Genomic DNA, 20,857 nt, shown 5'->3' with positions numbered 1-20,857 from the left:
GTTAACACCATGCGATATATATGGGATTTGTAACAGGGTAATAGTAGATTCCAATAGGTATTTTGTAACCGAATCGTTAGAATGGCTATGACCGATACGCCACGTGCGCCGTGACATGCTCGCGTTGACGGGTTTTGCCAACCAGATCTAAGTAACAGATTTTTGAACCGTTGGTTGTGTCGCGGCAGGTGGCGCGAATTTGTAGTACCGCCCATTCTGTTAGCCCGAGTCTTAAAATATTTGTTCGTTATAAGGAGTCACTATGAAGATGTCGCGGTTTGCCTGCGGGCTCGTCACCGCTGCTGCATTGAGCTTTACGACGCTCACCCCACCCGCACAGGCCGAACAACCGCAACCAGTTGTGGTCACCCATACCGCTGGCAGCTCCGTCGTTGACGGCATCACCACCGCTTACGACAAAGTGATGGAAACTGCAATCATGTCTGCGGAGTGGTTGGGGAATTTCGGCCCGATTGGAAAATGGTTGGGGCAGGTCCAATTGGCCATGCGGTGGCTGGCGCGCACTGCAGTTATCAGCACCCTTAACAGTAGTGAGCACAACAGCTCGCAGCTAAGCTCATTGCCTTAATCACACCAGTACGGTGTTGAAATCCCACCCCGCCTAACGTAAGTGATAATCGCTGATTAACACTCATGCATGAGAGTTAATCAGCGATTTTTATTGTTTGGTAGTCGAATCTCTACGTTATTGCGGGCAATGCTCTGAATGTTTAGTGCATTGCGCTGGGTTTTCGATGATGCAAAAGTACTTTTCCGCGTTGTTTCCCGGATATAGGTTTTGTGACCCACTGCAAAAGCAACAGGCAGTTTGAGTGCATATACCCCAACTCGACCTATTCGTCGCCCACGCTACGAAACCATCCACCGAAGCATGAAAAAGTCGAGTTGCGTTTAATGGGCCAGCACGAATTTTTCCGTCTAACGGCAGATTTCCCATATTCGACCGGGCAATTTCGGCATTAACGTGTCGCAAGTCAAGCTGCAGTGAAACGAATTGCTCTAATTCCGTCAAAGCGATCTTGCAGTGTGTATTACTAGCGCCGATGAAAAGACCACCGACACAACCTCATGAGGGTTGGTTTGTAGCGATTTTTTATTGTCTGATGGTTGAATCCGTTATTAGGTGTCCCCGTTGTCGCCGACGGAAGTTTTCATATGATTTCCTTAGATTTCAAACGCTTCAAATTTTCTATACTTTATTGACGTGCATGTATTCTCGATGCAAGCCCTGTAACAAAAAATCGTTGTTTTGAAAACGTTACATATTGGTGATGGGGGCTAAGAATTGTGCGTGAAAACCACATCTAGAACAGTGATGTTTTATTTGGTGAAAAGGTGCCCAATGGGCATGGTTGTCAACTTGGGGGTGGTTGGCTTGGTGTGAAGGTAGCGTTTTTCAACATCAGCTTTTATTAAGAAACTGGGTTTTGATTCATTGTAAACCTGCGGTTTTGTGACACAATCCCCCGGATAGGGGGTTATTTTATGAGATTTAAGTTAGTTAAAGCTGTGGGATTTATCAGGTGGTGGACTGGGGTATGTTCACCCCATTAGCCTGCGATAGCACAGCAACATTTACACAAATGTCGCTGCGAAACCTCGAATTAGGAAGCGAGATCTATTCCATGAAGATCACCCGTAAGATTGCTTTGCTCAGCACCGCTGCTATCACCGCTGCTGCGCTGACCACCCCTGCTGCTTTCGCTCAGGAAGCACAGACCGCTCCAGCAGAGGCTGCAGCAACCACCGCTAAGTCTGAAGACAAGTCCTCCAACGATAAGAGCTCCAACGACAAGAGCTCCAACGATAAGAGCTCCAACGATAAGAGCTCCAACGATAAGAGCTCCAACGACAAGAGCTCCAACAAGTCCTCCAACGACAAGTCCTCCGACAACAGCTTCAGCTCCAAGCTGAAGGGCATTTTCAAGCCAGTGTGGGAGTTCTTTGCTAAGTTCTTCCAGAAGATTGCTGATTTCTTCAAGAAATAAGGGCTAAATAGTAAAGCTATCGTGTTTCGCTAGCTTTCAGTCGCAACATCATCCCCCAACTTGAGCCGTGGGCAGTACCGTGTGATCCACTGGCATAGGGTTGGGGGATTTTCAGTGCATTTACAATAAGTGGCATGACCAATACCGCAGTAACTCCCACTGTCAAAAGCTCACCAGCGGTGCGCCGCTTTGGGCATCAGATTATCGAACACAGAATTGAGGTTCCGTGGGAGCCGGATGACCCCCACGGCGACACATTTGAATTGTTCGCCCGCGAAATCGTTCCAGATGGCGGTGAAAACTACCCTGTTATCGTGTATCTCCAGGGCGGACCGGGATTTCCGGCGCCACGGCCGGTATCAGCCTCCGGCGTGATTGGATGGGGGTTGGGTAAGTTCCGGTGGATTCTATTGGATCAGCGTGGCACTGGCAGGTCGCATCGGATAGACGGAAACAGCCCCGTTGAGGATCTGTGCCTGGCGCGGCTTTCGCGGTTGCGTCAGGAATATATTGTGCACGATGCCGAAGCGTTACGACGTGCCTTAGGGATTGAAAAATGGGCGTTGTTTGGGCAAAGTTTCGGTGGGTTTTGTATTACCACCTATCTTTCGCTGTTTCCGCAATCAGTTACCTACGCCTACCTCACTGGTGGCTTGCCGGCGGTCGCAGCCCCAGTTGATGATGTTTATCGCGCAACATATACGACATTGGCTCGCCGCCAGGAGGAATTTTTCCACCAGGTTCCGTGGGCTGCGGATCGGATTAGAGAAATTGGCCATCATTTGGATAATGCGGAGGAGATTCTTCCCACCGGTGAACGGTTAAGCTCTCGTCGGTTTAGAACCATTGGCATTGAATTAGGCCGTGGGGATGGGTTTTTGTCGCTGGCCTATGCTTTGGAAGATCCGTTTCGTATTGTGCGGGGCGAAAAGAAGTTGAAAACAGATTTCTTAAGCCATGTTGGTGGGGCTGTTAGTTTTGCGGCGGCACCGCTTTATGCTGCTATTCACGAGTCGATCTATGGTGGGGTAGGGCAGACGGTAGCGCTAGATTCCGCAACGCGGTGGTCCGCGCACCGGATACGGGCGGAGATTCCCGGTTTCGAGGAAGGCTCGGATCCGCGCAGTGCAGAAAAATACTACTTAACAGGCGAGCATATCTACCCATGGCAATTTGAAGAAGATCCAGCACTGCGCCCGCTTGCGGCGGTGGCGGAGGAACTTGCGCAGCATCAGTGGCAACGTTCGCCATATGATAAGGATGCCTTGGGTAGCGCTTCGGCACCCGTGTGTGCTGCGGCTGTGTATGTCGATGATATTTTCGTCCCCTTTGAGTTCTCGATGGATACCGCTTCGAAATTCCGGGATCTGCGTGCGCACATCACCAATTACTTTCAGCATGATGGCATACGTCATGATGGTGCTGGTATTGCGGAGATTCTGGACGAAAAGATAGCCGACCACTAGTCGTGTGGGTGCCCCCATGGCACCCGCGAGGTTTGAAATTATGTGATCTATGGCATAAATTAATCCTCGGTGTTGCTGCTATGGCATCACCAAACCGTACCCTGGTGCAACACTTCCGGATTACTCCTAAAACACATAACAATGATCACTATTCGGAAGTAAACACCCTGGTGAAAAGGCCACCACCCCTCGGCCTGTAACCTGGTTGATAGTGTTGCGGCACGGGTGCGGTTTTTCTTTTTACATCGCAAGAAAGGTATCCGCGCGATAAAAACCTAGTCGATCTAGGGTAATGATCGACATTCCTTAGGTGGTGGCTGCCTTAGGTTACAATGGAAGACTATGCGAGAAAAGATTGTCATCAGTTCGGCTGAAGCGGCTGAATTCGACGAGCTGACAAGCATATTCGAGTACGACGAAGAGCATGTTCTCGACGATTCAGTGTTACTACTAATTCAGTCCTCTTAAGCTCAGCTTACGGGCGTTACAAGTGGTCGTATTTAAGCTGGGGATGGCGTCGATGAGAGAGCGTGTATAAGCGGTAGCGGGGGTAGTAAGGACCTCGGCAGTAGGGCCATATTCAACAATTCTTCCTTGATTCATTACCGCAACCGTGGTACAGACACTCCGAACCACCTGAATGTCGTGGGAGACGAAAACTAGGCTGAGGTTATGTTCAGATACCAAAGTATCGATTAGCTCTAGTACCTTTTTCCGCACGGATACATCCAGCGCGGACACTGGTTCGTCGGCAAGCAAAATTTTTGGCTTTGGCGCTAGCGCCCGTGCGATGGAAATTCGTTGACGCTGCCCACCGGAAAACTCGTGTGGGAATCGATCCAACATGTCGGTCGCATCCAGCCCCACTTCAGTGAGCACTTCAATGACCCGTTGTGGGTTGGGGGTGGGCAGGGTTTCTGCGACGATGTCTTTGATCCGCATCCGGGGGTTGAGTGACCCCATGGGATCTTGGAAAACCATCTGCATGGAATCGGCAACTTCGATCGTGCCCTGTTGCGGGCGGATTAGTCCCGCAATTAGTTTCAACGTAGTTGTTTTACCCGATCCGGAGCCACCGACGATACCGAGGCGTTCCCCGCGATGAACATCAAGACTGACATGATCGACGGCGACAGTGTTGCGATAGCTTTTCGACGCATCCTGGATGCGAATGACTACCTCGTCGCTGTGTTGCGCGGGCTTGGCGGCAGGCAAAATGGAAGCAGCTAATAAAGTCTTGGTGTAGTCCTGCTGTGGGTTTTCCAGGATGTCTGTTACCGCGCCGGATTCCACAATTTCTCCCCGGCGCATAACCAGCACCCGTTCGCAGGTCTGCGCCACCAAGCCCAGGTCGTGCGTGATAAACAACAAACCGGTGCCGCGCTCTCGAACTAATTTCACGATCAAGTCCACGATTGCCCGTTGGCTGGTGACATCTAGAGCCGTTGTTGGCTCATCGCAAATTAACAGTTCTGGGTCGTGAGCCAACGCCATGGCGATAAGCACTCGCTGTCGTTGCCCACCGGATAGCTGATGTGGGTAGCGCCGCATAAGCTGCGGATCTAGTTCCACTTTTTCTAAAAGCTCCTCCGCTTGAGCATGGGCAAGCTTCTTGGGAACACGCGAATGAATCATGATTGCCTCAGTGATCTGCTTGCCCACCTTCATCAGCGGATTCAGTGCAGTCATGGGTTCCTGAAACACCATAGCCACCCGCTTGCCCCGAATGGTACACATGGTTTTTTCATCAAACGCATCAATCCGGTGTCCGCTGAGCGTAATGGCACCGGTTGATGAGATTAGCCGCATGATCGACAGGGCGGTAAGTGTCTTTCCGGAGCCGGACTCACCAATCAACCCCACTCGTTCACCAGGAGCAATGTCAAAACTCACGTCGCTTACAACGTTTTTGACGTTGAGATTAGTTACTGACAGCACAGCCATCTTAAACTGCCCCTTTCTTCCGTTTAGCCGCCATACCTCGGCTAAACCTCGGGTCGTAGAGGTCCCGGAGGCCGTCGCCAAGCAAATTAAACCCCAATACAGTGATCGCTATCGCAAACCCCGGCCACAAAGCTAAGGTAGGGGCAGTAGCCAACGAGGACTGCGCCGATTGCAGCATTCGACCCCAGCTGGGATCCGGCGGTGGGGTGCCTAGTCCCAAGAAACTCAAACCAGCTTCCGCCAAGATTGCTAGTGCAAACGACACGGATGCCTGGACAATAATTACCCCGAAGATATTAGGCAATACATGACGTCTGGCAATATACCACCCGGATTTTTTGGCGGTGCGGGCCGCAGCGACGTAATCCAATGACATCACCGTAAGTGTGGCGGCACGTGCCACCCGAGCAAAGGCGGGCACACTCGCCAAACCGATGGCGACCATCGCGGTGACCGTGGTGGCGCCGAACATAGCCGTGGCGATAATCGCCAGTAACAAGCCAGGAAACGCCAAAAGCAAATCGGAGCCCCGCATTACTACGGTTTCCACCGCACCTCGTCGCATTGCTGCCCACATACCCAGCGGCACACCTAAGATCGCGGCAACTGTGACCGCCACAACGCCGACAAGCAACGTAATCCGGGACCCCACCATGATCTGGGAGAAAACGTCCCGGCCATACCGGTCGGTACCAAAAATGTGGCTGGTGCTACTTGGGGCAAGCCGCTCGGCCGGATACGCCTGCAGCGGGTCATAGGGCGTCCACAACAACGACACAATCGCCATGAGAATTACTCCGATAACAATCACACCACCGACCACGCCGGATAACGGCCATCTGGTTCTCATGCGGAAGTTTCCTTTCGGGTGCGAGGATCAACGATTATGTAAGCCAAGTCGACCAGGGCATTAACCACCACGGCGAAGATCACCAAAACCATGACGATGGTTTGAACGGTTGGCAAATCCCGAGAGGTCACCGCGCTTAGCAACATCGTGCCTAGTCCCGGAATGACAAAGACTTTCTCAATAACAACCGCACCGATAAGCACATTGGTCAGCTGCAAGCCGGTAACGGTTATCACCGGTAGTGCGGCATTTCGTATCCCGTGTGCTCGCAATGCCTGCATGGGACTTAGCCCCTTGGCTCGGGCGGTACGCATGAAGTCCTCGTTCATCACATCTAGTACCGCTGAACGCACATAGCGGGTCATAATCGCCGCCTGAACGATCCCCAGTGAAATGACAGGCAGAATTAACCTCGATATAAACCCAGGGAAATCCTCAGCTGGCACCGACCACCCGTTAGCGGGCACCCAGCCAAGCTGCACCGCGAACACCGCCACCAGCAATACCGCAGCGAGGAAGCTGGGGATGGCGATGCCGATCTGGCTCATGATGGAAATAACAACCCCGTCGAAACGGCGGGCGCGTTGCGCAGCCCACACTCCGACCGGCAATGCGACCGCTAGCGCCACAACCATCGCACTACCAACCAAAATGATGGAGACTTGAAGCCGGTCAAAAACCATAGATGAGATGTCGGTATTGGAGGTCAGGGAGGTCCCCAAATCGCCTCGAATAAGCCCTGATACCCAATCAATGTACTGCCGCCAGATGGGTTGGTCGATTCCCATCTGCGTAGAAAGCTTCGCTACCGCTTCATCCGTTGCGCCTACTCCGAGCGCAATTTCGGCAGGATTACCGGGGATAACGCGAAGCGCAACAAAGATAACGATGCTGGCTATCACTAGCGTTAACCCGTAGCGAGCGATGGCGCGAAAAACCGGAATGGTAGTGGTCATTGATTTCCGCCTTCTTCTTGTCCAGCTGACGTTGGTTGCAGCTTTGTTATCCCGGCGACGGTTAAGCCATCGGAGACAGAATTACGAGGAATACCCGACACATTGGTGCCAGCGACGATAATCATGGGCAGATTAAACAACGTATTGGCACCAGCTTGGGCCATGATGCGATCCACCGCCTGCTGCATTAAGTCCACGTAGTCGGAATCTTCAGCCTGATCGGCGGCGGCGATCAATTCCTCAACCTGTGGGTCATTAAAGCCTAGGTAGTAGTCCGGGTTGGCGAAAAGCTGCGGAATGTCCCGGGGTTCGATATGTGCCACCAGCGACATATCGTAATCCTTTCCTTTAAATACTTTCGCCAACCAGACGGCCGGAAATTCGGTTGATTCGATGCGAACATCAAAGCCAATATCGCGTAGCTGGGAGTAGAGAATCTCGGCTGCAGATTGCGCATAGGGAAGCGATGGCACCGACAGGGTAATCGGGGTTCCCACCGCACCAGCTTCGGCGAGTAACCGCTGCGCTTTGGGCAGATCATAGGTGTAGGCGCTGGTACCGGTGTACCACGGGTCGGTAGGCGGAACCGGAGTACCCCCAGTTTCGGTTCCATACCCCTCCCACGTGGTGTCGATGATCGCTTGTCGATCAACCCCATACAACACTGCCTGGCGAACCCGAACATCGTTAAACGGTGCGCGAGCATTATTCATGCTCAGCAGCACTTCGCCGTTGGTGGTTCCTACCTCAACCTGCAAACGTGGGTCAGCGCGCAACGAATCTAATAATTCTGGGGACTGTAATCCGATAGCGGCGTCAATGGTGCCAGACCGCACCGCATTGGTTAGCGAAATGGCGTCGCCGAAATAGCGAAATACTGTCGTGTCGTTTTTCGGCCGTTGCCCCCAATAATCATCCCGTGCTTTCAACGTCAGTGACGTACCCACCGCCCATTGTGAGACTTCATAAGGGCCGGTACCGACGGGCTTCGTTGCCAATTCCGAAATTCCGGCAGGGCTCATCATCGCGCCCACCAATGTACCCATTGACCACAACCAGGTATTGGAACGAGAATGAAGCCGAACTTTTAGGGTGTGATCATCAATGACTTCGGTGGCGGCTACTTTATCCATCTGGGCTTTAAGTCCATTGCTCCATGCGTCGCTTTTTACGCGGTCGATGGAGAATTTGGCGCTGTGGGCGTCGAAAAGCTCGCCGTTGGAAAAATGAACGTCCTCACGCAGGTAAAACGTGTACTCCGTGCCGTCGTCGCTTAGCTGCCAATTTTTCGCCAGTAGCGGTTGAATATCGCCGGATTGGTCGATGTGTACTAATCCCTCATAGACGTTACCCATTAACGCCTGCGGAATGGCGGCACCTGCCGTGGTGGTGAAATCTAACGATGCCGGTGCCGCCGTGGTACCCAACGTGACGGTACTCAGCGGGCGGCCACTCGCCGGTGCCGCCGCGTAATCGGCGCTGACCCCGCTGCTTGCGGTACTGCCTGCGGTACAGGAACTTAACGCTGGTATGCACAGTGCCACAAGCGCATATGCGGCCGTGCGCCGAAGAGGGAAAAATAAAGTTCTCATGACGCTTTCTAGGGTATATGTTTCGGTGGTGCTTTACGCAATGACGTTGTGATAGCTACGCATTATTTTTCCTAGAGAATACATAGGTTTACCTGGGGTAAAAAGCGGCGTGGTTTAACCCCATCTGGGTTGAAGAGTCAGGTTAAGGCGTGTCTGTGACAAACCGGTCCCCAACGCGACCTAAACTACCAAGCACTCATGGTACTGAAAATACAAACCCCGTATTCCGCGCTGCTGCGCACCCGCTCAGCGGCTTTATTCGTGATTTTTATCGCGCTGATGGCACTCCTCGCGGCGCTATCATACATCCTGCTTTACGACGCCTCCGGGGTGTGGCACACCCTCTATACCGTTGCGTTAGGGATACCCGCAGTGGGGATTTTGCTCACCATTTTCAGCGTATTCGGGGCGTTTCGCCGCTACCGCACACCGGTGTGCACCATCGGGGAAACCATCACCATTGTTGAAACCGGCGTGAATTTTCCCGCCGCCGATCTCGCCTTGGTGGAAATTTTTTCCAAGGGACGTACCAGCTTCGCCAGCCTCATTCCCCAACATGTGGTGGGCCATGACCAGCACTATCCGGAATACACCTTTACATTCCCAGCACAGCCGAATATCAAACCCACCCAATTGGCCGACCATTTCCGCGACACCCGGCCCGACGTGCGGGTGGTGTGGAAAGGGTCTATTTAAACCTGGCCGATACTTCACGGCACTAAATCGGGTAACCTACTGTTCCTCATTACCATCATCACGACATCAACCTTGGTTGTCCTGAGCTTTACCGCAATAAAACCAAGGGCAGTTCAGTCCACAACGTACGAGAAACCCTAGGTGTATTCATTGGTCGGGTTAGCTTTCCCTTATGTGGGGGTAGGGGTTGTTGTGCATGGTGTGGTGGTTCTTATAGCTTGGTTGCTATTGATCGTTGTTTATGTGACATGAGGGAGTTGGGTGTGCCTGCTGTTTTGTTGCCGGATTTTAGTGTGTTTGATCGTCCTCGGTTTTATATCGGTGGTGATGAGCAGGCGGTGATCTCCTGTGCGCAGCAGTGGCTGGATTTTGCTGATGACTGTTCCCGGGGCGCATCATCGTTGGTGGGGGCGCAACCATATGGGTTTGTCGGTAGCGAAGGTGAGGCGTTTAACCAGCACGTTGGCCAGGCGGTGCCGTCGCAGTTACAGGTTGCCTCCAGCGTAGGTGAGCAGGTGTATGCCGGGATTCGTATGTATGCGGCTGGTTTGGGGGATGCTAAAACGAAGATGGATGCGCAGCGGTTTGTTGGCATGGGGTGCCATACGGCGGTGAATACGGCAGCTGAGGCGGTCAATGCTGCTGAAGCACACCTTGCGCTTGCGATATCAACAGGTAATGCTGCAGCTATTAGTGTGGCGCAGGCGAATCTTAAGATGTGCGAAGTAGCCTACACCCAAGCGGTAGCCGAGTGGGAAGCATGCCTTACAGGTGCCGATACCATCAAAGCAGAGTTACTGGAAGTAACCACCCGGGCTGCTGGGCAGGTGACCAGTGTGGTTACCGATAGTACCGAGGGTGCGATAGCGTGTGTGGATCCTTCGGGGTTGTCGTCGTATTTCCAGGTGGTTGTGTGGGAATTAGAGACACTGGCCGAAACAGCAGATCAGGTAGCAGAGCTGGTGGCATCGGGGATGAATCAGATTACCCCGCTGGTGGGTGCGGATGAGATTTCCGGCGATGTTATCACCCAAGCGGTGGACGATACCCGATTAACGTGGAAGTACGCGGCAGCGAAACTGATGGAAGATATCGAACGTATCGGCCGGCAGGCGGTGATGTTTGCGAGGTTGTATGCCGAGCATGATCAGTATGCAACATCACTGTTTGATCCGATCACAACCATGATGCGGGGAATGTTTCGCAGTATTCTTGACCACCCTGCAGATGATGTTATGCCTGCTGAGTATATGAAGCAGCCGCTTACTCCTGGTGTGGATGCGTATGAGGATGTGTTATGGCACGATATTTATGATCCAAGCCTTGGGATGATGGTACCTGCGGGACAATTAATAGCGGATATGCGGATGATGCGAACAGGGATAGTCGATGATCCGAGAACTCTTCGGCGGAACACCATCAGGAAAACCAACACCGAGGCATATCTTATGGCTAATGGGCAGCTACCGATACCGGACGGGGTGAGCTCAAGAATTATCGCTCTGCCTGCTGATCGTTTGGTCGGGATGGACGTTGGACTACGGCAATCCCATGCCAGCCCGTTGGGAAACCTGTACCAATTTAATCCACATGGAATCCCTGTTGCTGTCGGTGAACAGTCACGGGTACGTGTTGGGCTGTATCCGGCTGATGGTGCGGTAATATTTGACACCCCTGATGGTGAGTATGAAAAGGTTTTTCCTCGCCCACCGCATGGGTCAACTCTGCAGCCGTATCAGACCTATGAGCGGTGGGATCCGGTAACGAATATCACCACGCAGCAGATTACGTACTCAAATGGTATGGTGATCGAAAATACTTACCCGGGTAAAAACCCTGATAGCATGAAGTCGATCAGGGCGGGGCGGGGGCTTAATGCTATCCAACCAGAAATACCGCTCGCTGCGACCTGGCAGAACCTGCTGGGTAACATCGTGAGTGTGCAAGACACACCACTAAGCCCAGTAACCACCTACCAACTCCCAGAACCACCAACACAACCACGACCACGAATCACCCCGGAAACAGCCTGGAAATACGCTAACCCAGCCGCAACAGCAGCAGGCGGCGCAGCCGCAGGAATAAACACGGGCCAACACATCGATGAAGCAGCCAATTACGTTAAACCTCTCAAAAGATTAGGTATTGTAGGCGATGGGATCACCCTTTACCAAGGGGCGAAAGGATATATGGATACGGGTCAATACACACCTGTTACCGAGGCGGCGGGTTCTGTGGGTGGAGGATTCTTAGGCGGAATGGCAGGCGGCGCCATAGCTGGCACTTTCACCACGGGTCCGCTTGGAACTGCAATTGGTGGTGCTATAGGCGCACTCGCAGGCTCCGAAGCGCTAAAAGAAGTAGGGCATGAATTAGGTAAAAATCTTGATGAATAAACTCATAAATCGAGGGAGGTGTAAAATTAAAAAATTTTAAAATAAAAATACAATTACATCGCCGCTATAACATAAATTGCAACAGTTGAATAGCGTAAGCGGCCGACCCCCATAATACACCGTTTAGAAGTAGTCGAGAATTGCCATAAAGGTATTCTTAGCGAAGATCTGGAGATGGATTCGGGGCCGCGAGATCGGACGGATTATGAATATATCTTTTGGGGAAATAGGTTTAATACTTTTAGGGCTTTTACCTTCTTTTGTTTACCTTTCCTACTATGAGAAAACACGTGAAAAAGAACTCAAAGCTCACCCTTTCGGTGGGTGGTATTTCATCTTTGAATTTTTCCTTTCTTTTTGCGTCGGGCTGATTCCCATAGCGCTAGCTCTTGTAATCATCTACCCGGATTCCTGGATGTCGGCCGAAAAAATACCACATAAGATCGGGGTCATTTCTGTGACTTTTGTCTTTTTCTTCATAATTCAATGGGGACGTACAACTGGCCCTTCCTTACCGTTGAAAATCAGCAGCTTTGCCCCGTTCCTTCGCGAAATCATGGGCAAGAAGCCGGAATATGAACCTGAAAATTCCTCTTCGGAAACGACTGTCAAACCAACCGGCTTATTTATCGGATGCAGCGTGTCGCTACTGATCGTTACCGCCGCGGTAATAGCGATCGTGGGTGTATGGGCGGCTGAATAAAGCTCCTTATCTTTTATGGTGGGGTTAATTCCCGCGTCATTATTGGGCCTATTTTTCTTCCATGATTAATTGGGCGAGTAAAAAGGATATTCCATTTTTGATGCTGGTAGTGATATGCGCTTCTTCTGTGTTTTTGTTTTTTAACTGGTTCAGATTCAGTGGCTGTGCCCTCCCGTTTGGAAAAGGATCGTTTATGCCGTTTCTCGGGAGAATCTGGGTAAAAACCGTATCCGGAAACTGGCGAAGATAGACGTGAAAAAGTGCGGCTGAGTCCGCTTTTTATGGGGTGTGGAATCTCGCTTCTAAGTGCGTTGTCCATAATAATTGGACTGCTATTAATATGGGCAGATTTGTGAGCGGACTGGGTAATTCAGGGAACTTATCAAGGACGTGGAGTTGTGTCGTGGCGATGTCGTGAGTAGAACCCTGGGAGTTACCGGTAGTGCCTTGAGCTGCTATCCGTGCTAGTCTTCGCTGTACATCTGCTTATCCGATGGTAAATTACCTGCAAAGTAGCCTGAAAGAAACACGAACAGAAGTGGGGTCACCTTTTGGCACAACGGGGATACGGCTGGGACAGAAAGTTTGGCGAGTTTGGCTCCTATGCACAGTATGAAAGGTTCAATTCTCAGGTAACCAGCCAGTCCGGGTGGTCGGCGTGGCTTGCGTTCGTGGCGGCGTTTCCGGCGAAAGCCGCGGCGGTTTTTCTATGGGGTTTGCTTTCCACCGGGTTTTATCTGGTGTTGCCGTTTAACTTCGAGGCGTTCGAACGCAGCCTGACCGCGGGTGTTCATACGCACAAGACGGCGGCGATTTTTATCGCATGCTTTATAGGCGCGCTGGGGTTTTCCTGGTTGAAGTCTTATGCCGAATTATCCTTGGTTCAAGGGGTGCGGTTTCTGGCGTTTCGCGTCTTTCTAGACGACGGACTACGCAGCAACACTTCCGAAAACACCATCGGCAGGTTGAATACACAACCGAATCAGATAAGCCAGCTAGCGTATGTGGTGGATTTTGTCTTAAGCATCATACAGTCGGTGGGGTTAGCGGTTGTTGCGATTATCGCCTATAAAGACACCGGGCTGTGGGCGGTCATAGGAATTGGGATTTTCACCTATTTCTCCTTCGTCATGGTGCGCAAAATCGGTGTAGTATTCCACCGCTATATCGACAGCGAAACTGCGCGGGTTGAGCTGATCAATGCGATAGCCACCGACGCCGGGCGGTTGCGCATGGCTAAGCTCACCGACCTAGTTTTTGGGTGGCTGCACCAGAAACGGACACACCAAGAACACATCATGAAAGACCGCGCGAAGTTGCAAACCATTAACGCCGTGGTCTTGCAGTCAGCGGTTCCAGTGGTGGTGGCTACTGCGGTGTTGGTGGCGCTTGTGACCGGCAAAACTTCCGATAGCTATTTGTCGCTTTTGATGATCTCGACCTTGCTGTATTCGGCGATGGGGGAAGTGGTCGCCAATTACCGGGTGATCCGCTTGGCTGTCCCGATGTTAAACGAGTGGGATGAGCGTCGACAAGCAAGCGCGAAGACAACGTCTGGCGATTCGGAGACGCCACTTCCAGCACTTGAGACCAGCTGTGTGATACGTGGGGCCGAAGCGCCCGAATTACTCGACGCCGCCCGTAACTTAGCGGATGTGGTTGTTATCGACAATCCCGACGTTATCCCGGAGTCGTTGGTTAACCAGCTCATAGGTGGCTTTAGTATTGTGCAGCGGGATAACTGGCGTCGGCTGGTCGCGGATTTTGGGTTGCCACCAGATACCACAACCCAGCTCGGGCAGGGGCGCGCCGCCTCGCTGTCGCTGGGGGAGAAAGCCCGACTGTGGATAGCGCTCATGGTTGCGCTTAACGACGACACCACCACCTCGGCGGTGTTCTTCTCGGATGGGTTCCTCGCGGTGATGGATAACCGCACCCGCATGAGGGTGCTTTCTGCGGTGCTAGGCAGTCCCGTCCCGATCGTTTTTATTGGCACCAAGAAACTTTCGGTAGGTGATTGTCCGGTTTTCGAGTACCACGCAGGCGACATACACCAGGTGGCAGACAGCGTTTCCACTATGGTGTTGGAAACCAACAACCATCAACGTGTCCCGGAAGCACCACAACCGATGGAAAACTCTGATAACAACGAGGTGGGCGCGGGTGTCCCTAAGCCCAAGCCAAGCCTAGGTTTAGCGCAGAAGGTATTCGCCGCCTGCTTCGGACGCGGCGGCACCACCGCCTTGCTGCTGGTCGGGGCGCTTAGCGCACTTCTTTCCGTCGGGCTGCCGCTGGTGTTAGAAACCGCCGCTGCCACGGTTTCACCCACCAGCATCGGATTACTCGTTCTGGTCATCGCGGCCTGCCTGGTCATCCCGGTGGTCACCGGCCTGGTGCAGTTCCGGCTACCGATTACAAACTTTTCCCGTCTACATGTCAAGGCCGCACAGGCAACGGTCAACCATTCCACCCCGACCCGGCGCGGGGAATACATGGGCCGGTTCGGCGACGATTTCTCCACCATGCAGATGACAATTCCAGGCGCGTTGGTCAGCATGATTACCGCAGTCGCCTCGGTGGCGGTGTTGTGTGCCATTGTGGCTGGCCAAAGCCTGCTGCTTGTGGTGATTATCCTTCCCATTGTCGTGGTGGGCGGCTGGTTGTATCGGCGTGGCAGTGCGCGGTTAACCCACGCCTCTGATGTGCAAGCGACCGGTCGGGATACGTTTCTGAGCGAGTGCGCCGCGCTTATTACCAGCCGCCAATTGCCCAGCACCACCTTGGTTCAGCACGCCAGGATTCAAGTGTTTGAACAGGTGCGGGCAGTTTTTCAGTCCAGTACAAAAAATGCCATCGGCGCGCAGCTTGCCCGGGGGCGGGATTTAAGCCTGCTCAGTGCCGCTATTTTATGCATCGGCGTCGCCTCGGTGGTGTTCTTTCCGGCGGATAACGTGATTAGTGGGGCGGTTGTGGCCTACTTGTTCTATAGCTTTGCCACCCAAGTACCTACCGTGATCAGTGCACTGCAGGATTTCGATCTTGCGCTGATAACGGCGGGGCGGGTGTTGAACCTAACGGAGTTTGCGCCACCCCACCACCAATTCGCCACGGAACACACACGCCAATCCGCGCAGCGTATCGAAGAAACAGTACGCACCAACGATGGAACCGGCGGCGTGGTGGAAATCTCCGGGCGAAGCGGGGCGGGGAAGTCAACCGCCCTAGTACTCTACGGCGCAACCAGCGACCCGGCACCGGTGATCGTGCCCGATGACTTGGCGGTGCTGCAATTCGCGCCAAAAGATGAATCGACAGATTCACCCGCATGGCTTCACGGCGACCTCCACACCCGTAAGGCGCGGCAACAGGCGCTCGTGGACTATGCCGAAACCCAAGTAGCCACCAGCGTTGTTGTCCTCGATGAAACCCTCTCCGAACTGCCACAACACGCGCAACGTGCAGCAATGCAGCGACTCCACGCAGCCGCCAACCAGCACAACGCCGTTGTTATCGTGGTGCTGCATACAGCCAAAGAGTCGGAGGACCTGCGGGATTTTATTGATGAACAGCTGGTTTTGGATTAGTCACTTTTCCCTTGCCTTCTTAATGTCGTAGGCTCTTACAACTGGTTGCATCCTAGCCTTCCCATGCGACTACGAGCGTTCTACATCTGCAAGTGCTCCTTCAACTCCATACACATTGAGTTCAAGTATCTCATCTAGGACATCAAGTAGCTCGCCACGAAAATCCGTGTTCTGCGATTGTGTCAAAGCTCTAATTAAAAGCTCACCAACATGAAGCGCATCAAAAGGGACGTGTGAACTTGGGTCTGTTATTTCAGAACGAAACTCAGATATAAAGCGTTGCGACGCTTTCAGGATGAAATCGTCAACATTGTCTGGAGCAGATTCTAAGGTGAAGAGAAGCTGTGTTACATCATAAGGGTACGCAGGTGAATCAATTAACCTGTTCAGAAGCTCGGCATGGGGACGAAGCGGCTTACCGCGTAGGCTAGGAGCGATTTTAGTAATAGCCTTAAGAACATTTTCTTCTTCATCTTCCATGAGGCGGATTAACGTTTTGGAAACACTGCCAGCTTTCGACGTATCACCAATAAAGTTGACACATGTTTCGGCGACACCTTCCCTAATAGCAGAATCGTCATTGAGGGCTCGTTCCAGAAGGTCAGTTCTACCCCATCTGAAACCACATACTGCTGCTATTTCGCCACCAGCTTTTCTAGCTTCTCTGTTTGTTGAAATAAACATTCGTTCAATCAGCGGGGTAATTGTCTCAGGTTTTAGTTGTTCAACGCGTATTAAAAGTGCTTGCACTGAGGTATCGGTGAAAATCCGATCGTCGGTATCGATAAGCTTTTCAAATGCTGAAATAACTTCGGCTTGTGTCGAGTTCAAAACCGTTAAAAGAAGCCCAGCGACCATAGACCGAATTTCAAGTACCGGGTCTTCCGCCAGCTCAACAAGATGAGGCCGAATTAGATTAGTTCGCTCTCCGGTTACATCAGACATCAACATTCGAGCAAGGGAGTAGACGAGACTTCCTCGAATTGTATTTATGGCGTAGAAGAACATGTCTTCATGAAAGGTTTGGTTTTCATTTACGCCCGTTGAGGTAGATGTATCTTTTTCAGCTTTTAATGAATCAAGAGTGCGTTGTAATAACAACTCAAAAATGTCAATAGGCACATTGCCGTAATAATGAGACAGAGCATCATCTAAGAATCTGTAAATGTCATCATGTCCGAGAGATGCAAGATGTCGAACTGCCTCAAACACTAACGACGCTGTTTCATCTGTTGGAGTAGCGTCAGATAGTCCACGTAGGATACCAATCGCAAATTTAGGATTTAAATTTGGTGTGAAGCGTAAAGCTAGTTTGGCAAATCTCTCGGGATTAGCTGCAACTTGATCTCTAAGGACCTCCGATAATTCGCCTGCGCCGCCCGTAGGATTTTCCCGGATTGTCATCCGATCAGCATTGTGTTTTTGCATGGCTTTGAGCCAATTATCATCGGGCATCCTAGCAGCTTTTTCGGCTCTGATAGGTGAACTTATGGTTCCCGATTTCACGAAAAAATCTTCGTCAGATTGATCTTTTTCGAATTTTCTTCGGTATTCCCCCAATTTACGGATACCTACAGAAGTTAATCTTTTTTCTTCCAAGGAAGACAACAAACGATAGGCTAATTTTCCTGAACTGTTACGACCTTTGTAAATGCCAGATAAATCACGAAATAAGATCTCAAGCTGATTATGTTCGTTTTCAGATATATGAGGTGAAATAGCCTTCACTAATTGATCTACTACCTGATCTTCACAAATAAGCCTCTTTCCACCAGTGAGGAGGATTTCGACAGCCAGTTTAGAAAAAGACCGTTCTCCTGCTGCCATCGCTTGATAAAGCAGAAGCTGTGAAGCTTCATATGGGTCCTGTGCCAGTTCCTCAAGAATCAGTTGAATTTCATCAGGTTTCGAGTCAGCGAGAGATCTCAGCGCGAAAACGGTTTGCATGAATAGCGTTAACCCTAGTTCTTCATTACTAACTCCTTGCGTGTCGAAATAGCAATGGAAATGTGGATCTTTAATACAACCAAGTACGTTAGGCTTGCGCTTTGTAGTTTCCATAACCTCGCGCAAATACGGGATAAACGTCTGAACAAAAGGTAAAGATATCTTTTCAGCTAGCTTTTTTACGAATTTTGATGCGTGGTAATCACGAATACACAGAATTTGAATTCGACCTGCCTCACTTAACTTAAAAGCATCGACACTGTCTGTGACTTGAGCTTTCAATAATTCTAGAGCCCAAAGTGGTTTTTGCTCGGGCAGTTGACTGGCAGTAAACCATAAATTCGGCCTTTGGTTGTTAAAGTGTCCCTTTCGAACAGCATCGAGTACGAGATCAAAGAAGTTTCGGCTCTGAGACAAATCAGCATAACGGCTGACCGAACATATCCAAGTAAAGTAATGCGGCATCGAACGGTAGTTATAAAGAACGCCAGCAACTTCGTCAGGTAAGTCTCTAACAGCTTCCGCCATCAGGCTAATTGCTCGATCTTGGAGTGCAGGATCACCGCTATCAATCCACTTGGAAATCTTGCCGTCCTCAAGAAACCTTTTAAACCAAGGCGTACTTTGAATATTCGCCCAAATCTCGTTCTGCAGTTTTGGATTATTTTCGGATACATCGAAAATAATGGCGGCATCTTCGCAACTAGGGGCTTCAAGACTTGCTAGAACAGCCAATATGACTTTCTTAATGTGGAATCTAACATATTCGCTGGATAATGCTGATTTAACTTCCTGTCGGAATCGATATGGATCACGTTCGTAGAGATATTGGAGGATTTGGCGAACTTGTCCTCTACGGAATAGCTCTTGTTCATCTTGTCGAAGAAAATCAACAAGTGATTCAGATTTTGAAAACCATAACCGAGCAAAGGTGTAGTCGAAAAAGTTTTCATGGAAAAACCCAATCTTATTATCCTCTAACGCTAATACATGCTCAGAGACTAGAACCTGAGCGTCGTCAATGAGGTCATCCTCATCAAGAAACTCGGCAGGGATGGACAGCATCTGTCGGCCACTCATAATGCTTGCTACTCGATTTAAAACTGGTTCAAAGCGAATGTTTCTCCCCTTTGTTCTAATTGCCGTTCGCTTTCGGTCCCAGTATTTATCAAATAGGGAGTTTTTTGAATGGAATTCAAGGGGGTCACCATGATTCGCCAATGACTTTAAAAGCACGAGATGAAGTGGTGTTCGTAAGATCGAGCGTTGAGTCGGAGTGAGCTTTGTTGAGTCGAGATCCATCGCCGATACTGCGTCATTTATCTCCTCATCAGTTAAAAGATTAACTTGGATTTCGTTGTTTGTATTTTCATCCACCAACGACTGAATCCGGTGGTCATTTCGTATGTCAAATTCGCGACAAGCTAAAACTACTTTAATTTCGTTAAGTTCTAACTTCTCATTAAGACGACGCACTTCGTCAATGAGATCAACGACTATATCGAAGCGTTCCGGTGCACGGCCAGACACCAAACTAACGGCATCCAACTGATCGATGACTAGGTAGCCATTACCTTTTCCTTTCGCCCTAGACAAAACAACAGCAGGCGAAGCATCAAGGCCAAGGCTAGAACCTAAATCGATTGTGGAAACGAAATTATCAATTCGATCAAGCCGTAGCGCAAGTACTTGCTTACCTTCGCGCTGTAGTTCTTCAACTACTTGTTCCAGAACAGCGCTTTTGCCGCCACCTGCTGTACCAGATACGAGAACTATTTTGTGGTTTTGCAACTTCCTCAAGATTTCTGCAACTTCGCGACGCTTAATACTGGGACGAAGCATGTCTCTTTTGATCGAGTTGGCCCACTTGGCTGTCTGACCCTCAATTAATTCAATAGAACTACGTTGTGATTCAGCGCCTCGCAGATAGATTTTTCTGGTATGTAGCTGATTCACAAGCTCAAAGTGGTTCAATTCTATTCCAAGATTTGAAATCAGAATGTCACCAATTATGGATGAAATGTTTTCACCATTTGCGCCTTCTAATAAGGACGAAGCAATAATGGCGTTTGTTTGAACAACTGTATCTTCGTCTTCGATTCTTATTTTCATTCCTCGGAGAGTTTGCCAAGCTTGTTGCTGGTCTTTTTGGAAGGCTAATTCGACGAGGATATCGAATTGCTCCTGCAATTCTTTGGATAGAAACCCTGCTGCGGTAAATTGCCTAACATTTTTGGCTCGTTGTGAACGACGACAAAGTTCTTTAAGTCCCTGAGGCGGAACAGTGGAGACAAAATGGAATTCTCGACCGTTAGAGACATGATGACGCGCGGCGTCGAACACCTCTAAACCGATTAATCGCCTGATTGACCAATTACTTTGAATGCCGTTTTGTCGCTTGACTTGATGTACCTCAACGCATGATTCGGTTTTGTAGGTGAATTCTGACCCCTCGCCAAAATCAGTGTTTGGGTCTTCATATGTGAGAGAACGTTTGTCATCAGCAAGGCAATAAAGAGCGTGCCGGACTGCCCATAAAAACTCATACTGATTGCCTAGTTTGTCAGCTTCTCCGCCTGCGCGTGGAGTCATTATGCCCCCAACCATAAAATGTGGTGGGTCGGAAAAGCGGGGTTGACTCCCGGTACTGAACCCGTTTGCACAAAATGATTGATTGGGATGAAGGGCTTAAAACCAGGTTTGAATTCCAAAGC

13 protein-coding genes are annotated in these 20,857 nt (G+C 50.6%); 8 read left to right on the top strand and 5 right to left on the bottom strand.

What is annotated here, in order from left to right:
- Positions 1-262: 262 nt before the first annotated feature.
- From CMUST_RS11580 to CMUST_RS17135, 4 genes are all read left to right on the top strand, one after another.
- Positions 263-589, top strand: a complete 327-nt coding sequence (locus CMUST_RS11580) for a hypothetical protein (RefSeq protein ID WP_047262650.1) — start codon at positions 263-265, stop codon at positions 587-589.
- 1,015 nt (positions 590-1,604) lie between these two features.
- Complete coding sequence (locus CMUST_RS11575) at positions 1,605-2,009, top strand: hypothetical protein (protein WP_144414204.1); 405 nt, start codon at positions 1,605-1,607, stop codon at positions 2,007-2,009.
- A gap of 134 nt (positions 2,010-2,143) precedes the next feature.
- Positions 2,144-3,475 carry an alpha/beta fold hydrolase gene (locus CMUST_RS11570; RefSeq protein ID WP_047262648.1) on the top strand — a complete coding sequence of 444 codons (1,332 nt, stop codon included), beginning with the start codon at positions 2,144-2,146 and terminating at the stop codon, positions 3,473-3,475.
- 342 nt (positions 3,476-3,817) lie between these two features.
- Positions 3,818-3,943: a hypothetical protein gene (locus CMUST_RS17135; protein WP_269082579.1), complete on the top strand. Its 126-nt coding sequence runs from the start codon at positions 3,818-3,820 to the stop codon at positions 3,941-3,943.
- Here the strand turns inward: CMUST_RS17135 and CMUST_RS11565 are convergent.
- From CMUST_RS11565 to CMUST_RS11550, 4 genes are read right to left on the bottom strand one after another with little or no spacing between them, the layout of a single operon-like run.
- Positions 3,926-5,419 carry an ATP-binding cassette domain-containing protein gene (locus CMUST_RS11565; protein WP_047262647.1) on the bottom strand — a complete coding sequence of 498 codons (1,494 nt, stop codon included), beginning with the start codon at positions 5,417-5,419 and terminating at the stop codon, positions 3,926-3,928. The genes CMUST_RS17135 and CMUST_RS11565 overlap by 18 nt on opposite strands.
- 1 nt (position 5,420) lies before the next feature.
- The gene (locus CMUST_RS11560) at positions 5,421-6,269 is read right to left on the bottom strand and encodes an ABC transporter permease (RefSeq protein ID WP_047262646.1); all 849 of its coding nucleotides are present in this window, start codon (positions 6,267-6,269) and stop codon (positions 5,421-5,423) included.
- Positions 6,266-7,225, bottom strand: coding sequence for an ABC transporter permease (locus tag CMUST_RS11555; protein WP_047262645.1), 960 nt, complete (start codon positions 7,223-7,225; stop codon positions 6,266-6,268). Before CMUST_RS11555 ends, CMUST_RS11560 begins: the two co-directional genes overlap by 4 nt.
- Positions 7,222-8,817 carry an ABC transporter substrate-binding protein gene (locus tag CMUST_RS11550; RefSeq protein ID WP_047262644.1) on the bottom strand — a complete coding sequence of 532 codons (1,596 nt, stop codon included), beginning with the start codon at positions 8,815-8,817 and terminating at the stop codon, positions 7,222-7,224. The genes CMUST_RS11555 and CMUST_RS11550 overlap by 4 nt, the downstream gene beginning before the upstream one ends.
- Before the next feature lie 198 nt (positions 8,818-9,015).
- Here CMUST_RS11550 and CMUST_RS11545 point away from each other — a divergent pair, with 198 nt between their 5' ends.
- The 4 genes from CMUST_RS11545 to CMUST_RS11530 all read left to right on the top strand — a co-directional run bounded on the left by CMUST_RS11545 (position 9,016) and on the right by CMUST_RS11530 (position 16,196).
- Positions 9,016-9,513: a hypothetical protein gene (locus tag CMUST_RS11545; protein WP_047262643.1), complete on the top strand. Its 498-nt coding sequence runs from the start codon at positions 9,016-9,018 to the stop codon at positions 9,511-9,513.
- Positions 9,514-9,776: 263 nt separating this feature from the next.
- Positions 9,777-11,909: a hypothetical protein gene (locus CMUST_RS11540; protein WP_047262642.1), complete on the top strand. Its 2,133-nt coding sequence runs from the start codon at positions 9,777-9,779 to the stop codon at positions 11,907-11,909.
- A gap of 205 nt (positions 11,910-12,114) precedes the next feature.
- Positions 12,115-12,612 carry a hypothetical protein gene (locus CMUST_RS11535; RefSeq protein WP_047262641.1) on the top strand — a complete coding sequence of 166 codons (498 nt, stop codon included), beginning with the start codon at positions 12,115-12,117 and terminating at the stop codon, positions 12,610-12,612.
- 551 nt (positions 12,613-13,163) lie between these two features.
- Positions 13,164-16,196 carry a P-loop NTPase family protein gene (locus CMUST_RS11530; RefSeq protein WP_047262640.1) on the top strand — a complete coding sequence of 1,011 codons (3,033 nt, stop codon included), beginning with the start codon at positions 13,164-13,166 and terminating at the stop codon, positions 16,194-16,196.
- Between the two features lie 69 nt (positions 16,197-16,265).
- On the opposite strand, the gene CMUST_RS11525 is transcribed toward CMUST_RS11530, so the two are convergent.
- On the bottom strand, positions 16,266-20,735 hold the full coding sequence (locus tag CMUST_RS11525; protein WP_047262639.1) for an NACHT domain-containing protein: 4,470 nt from the start codon (positions 20,733-20,735) through the stop codon (positions 16,266-16,268).
- Positions 20,736-20,857 lie beyond the last annotated feature (122 nt).

Origin of the sequence: Corynebacterium mustelae (assembly GCF_001020985.1) — a bacterium.
In the GTDB taxonomy this organism is placed as follows: Bacteria; Actinomycetota; Actinomycetes; order Mycobacteriales; family Mycobacteriaceae; genus Corynebacterium; species Corynebacterium mustelae.
The sequence above is the reverse complement of the archived record's forward strand: the minus strand, read 5'-3'. Positions and strand labels throughout refer to the sequence as shown.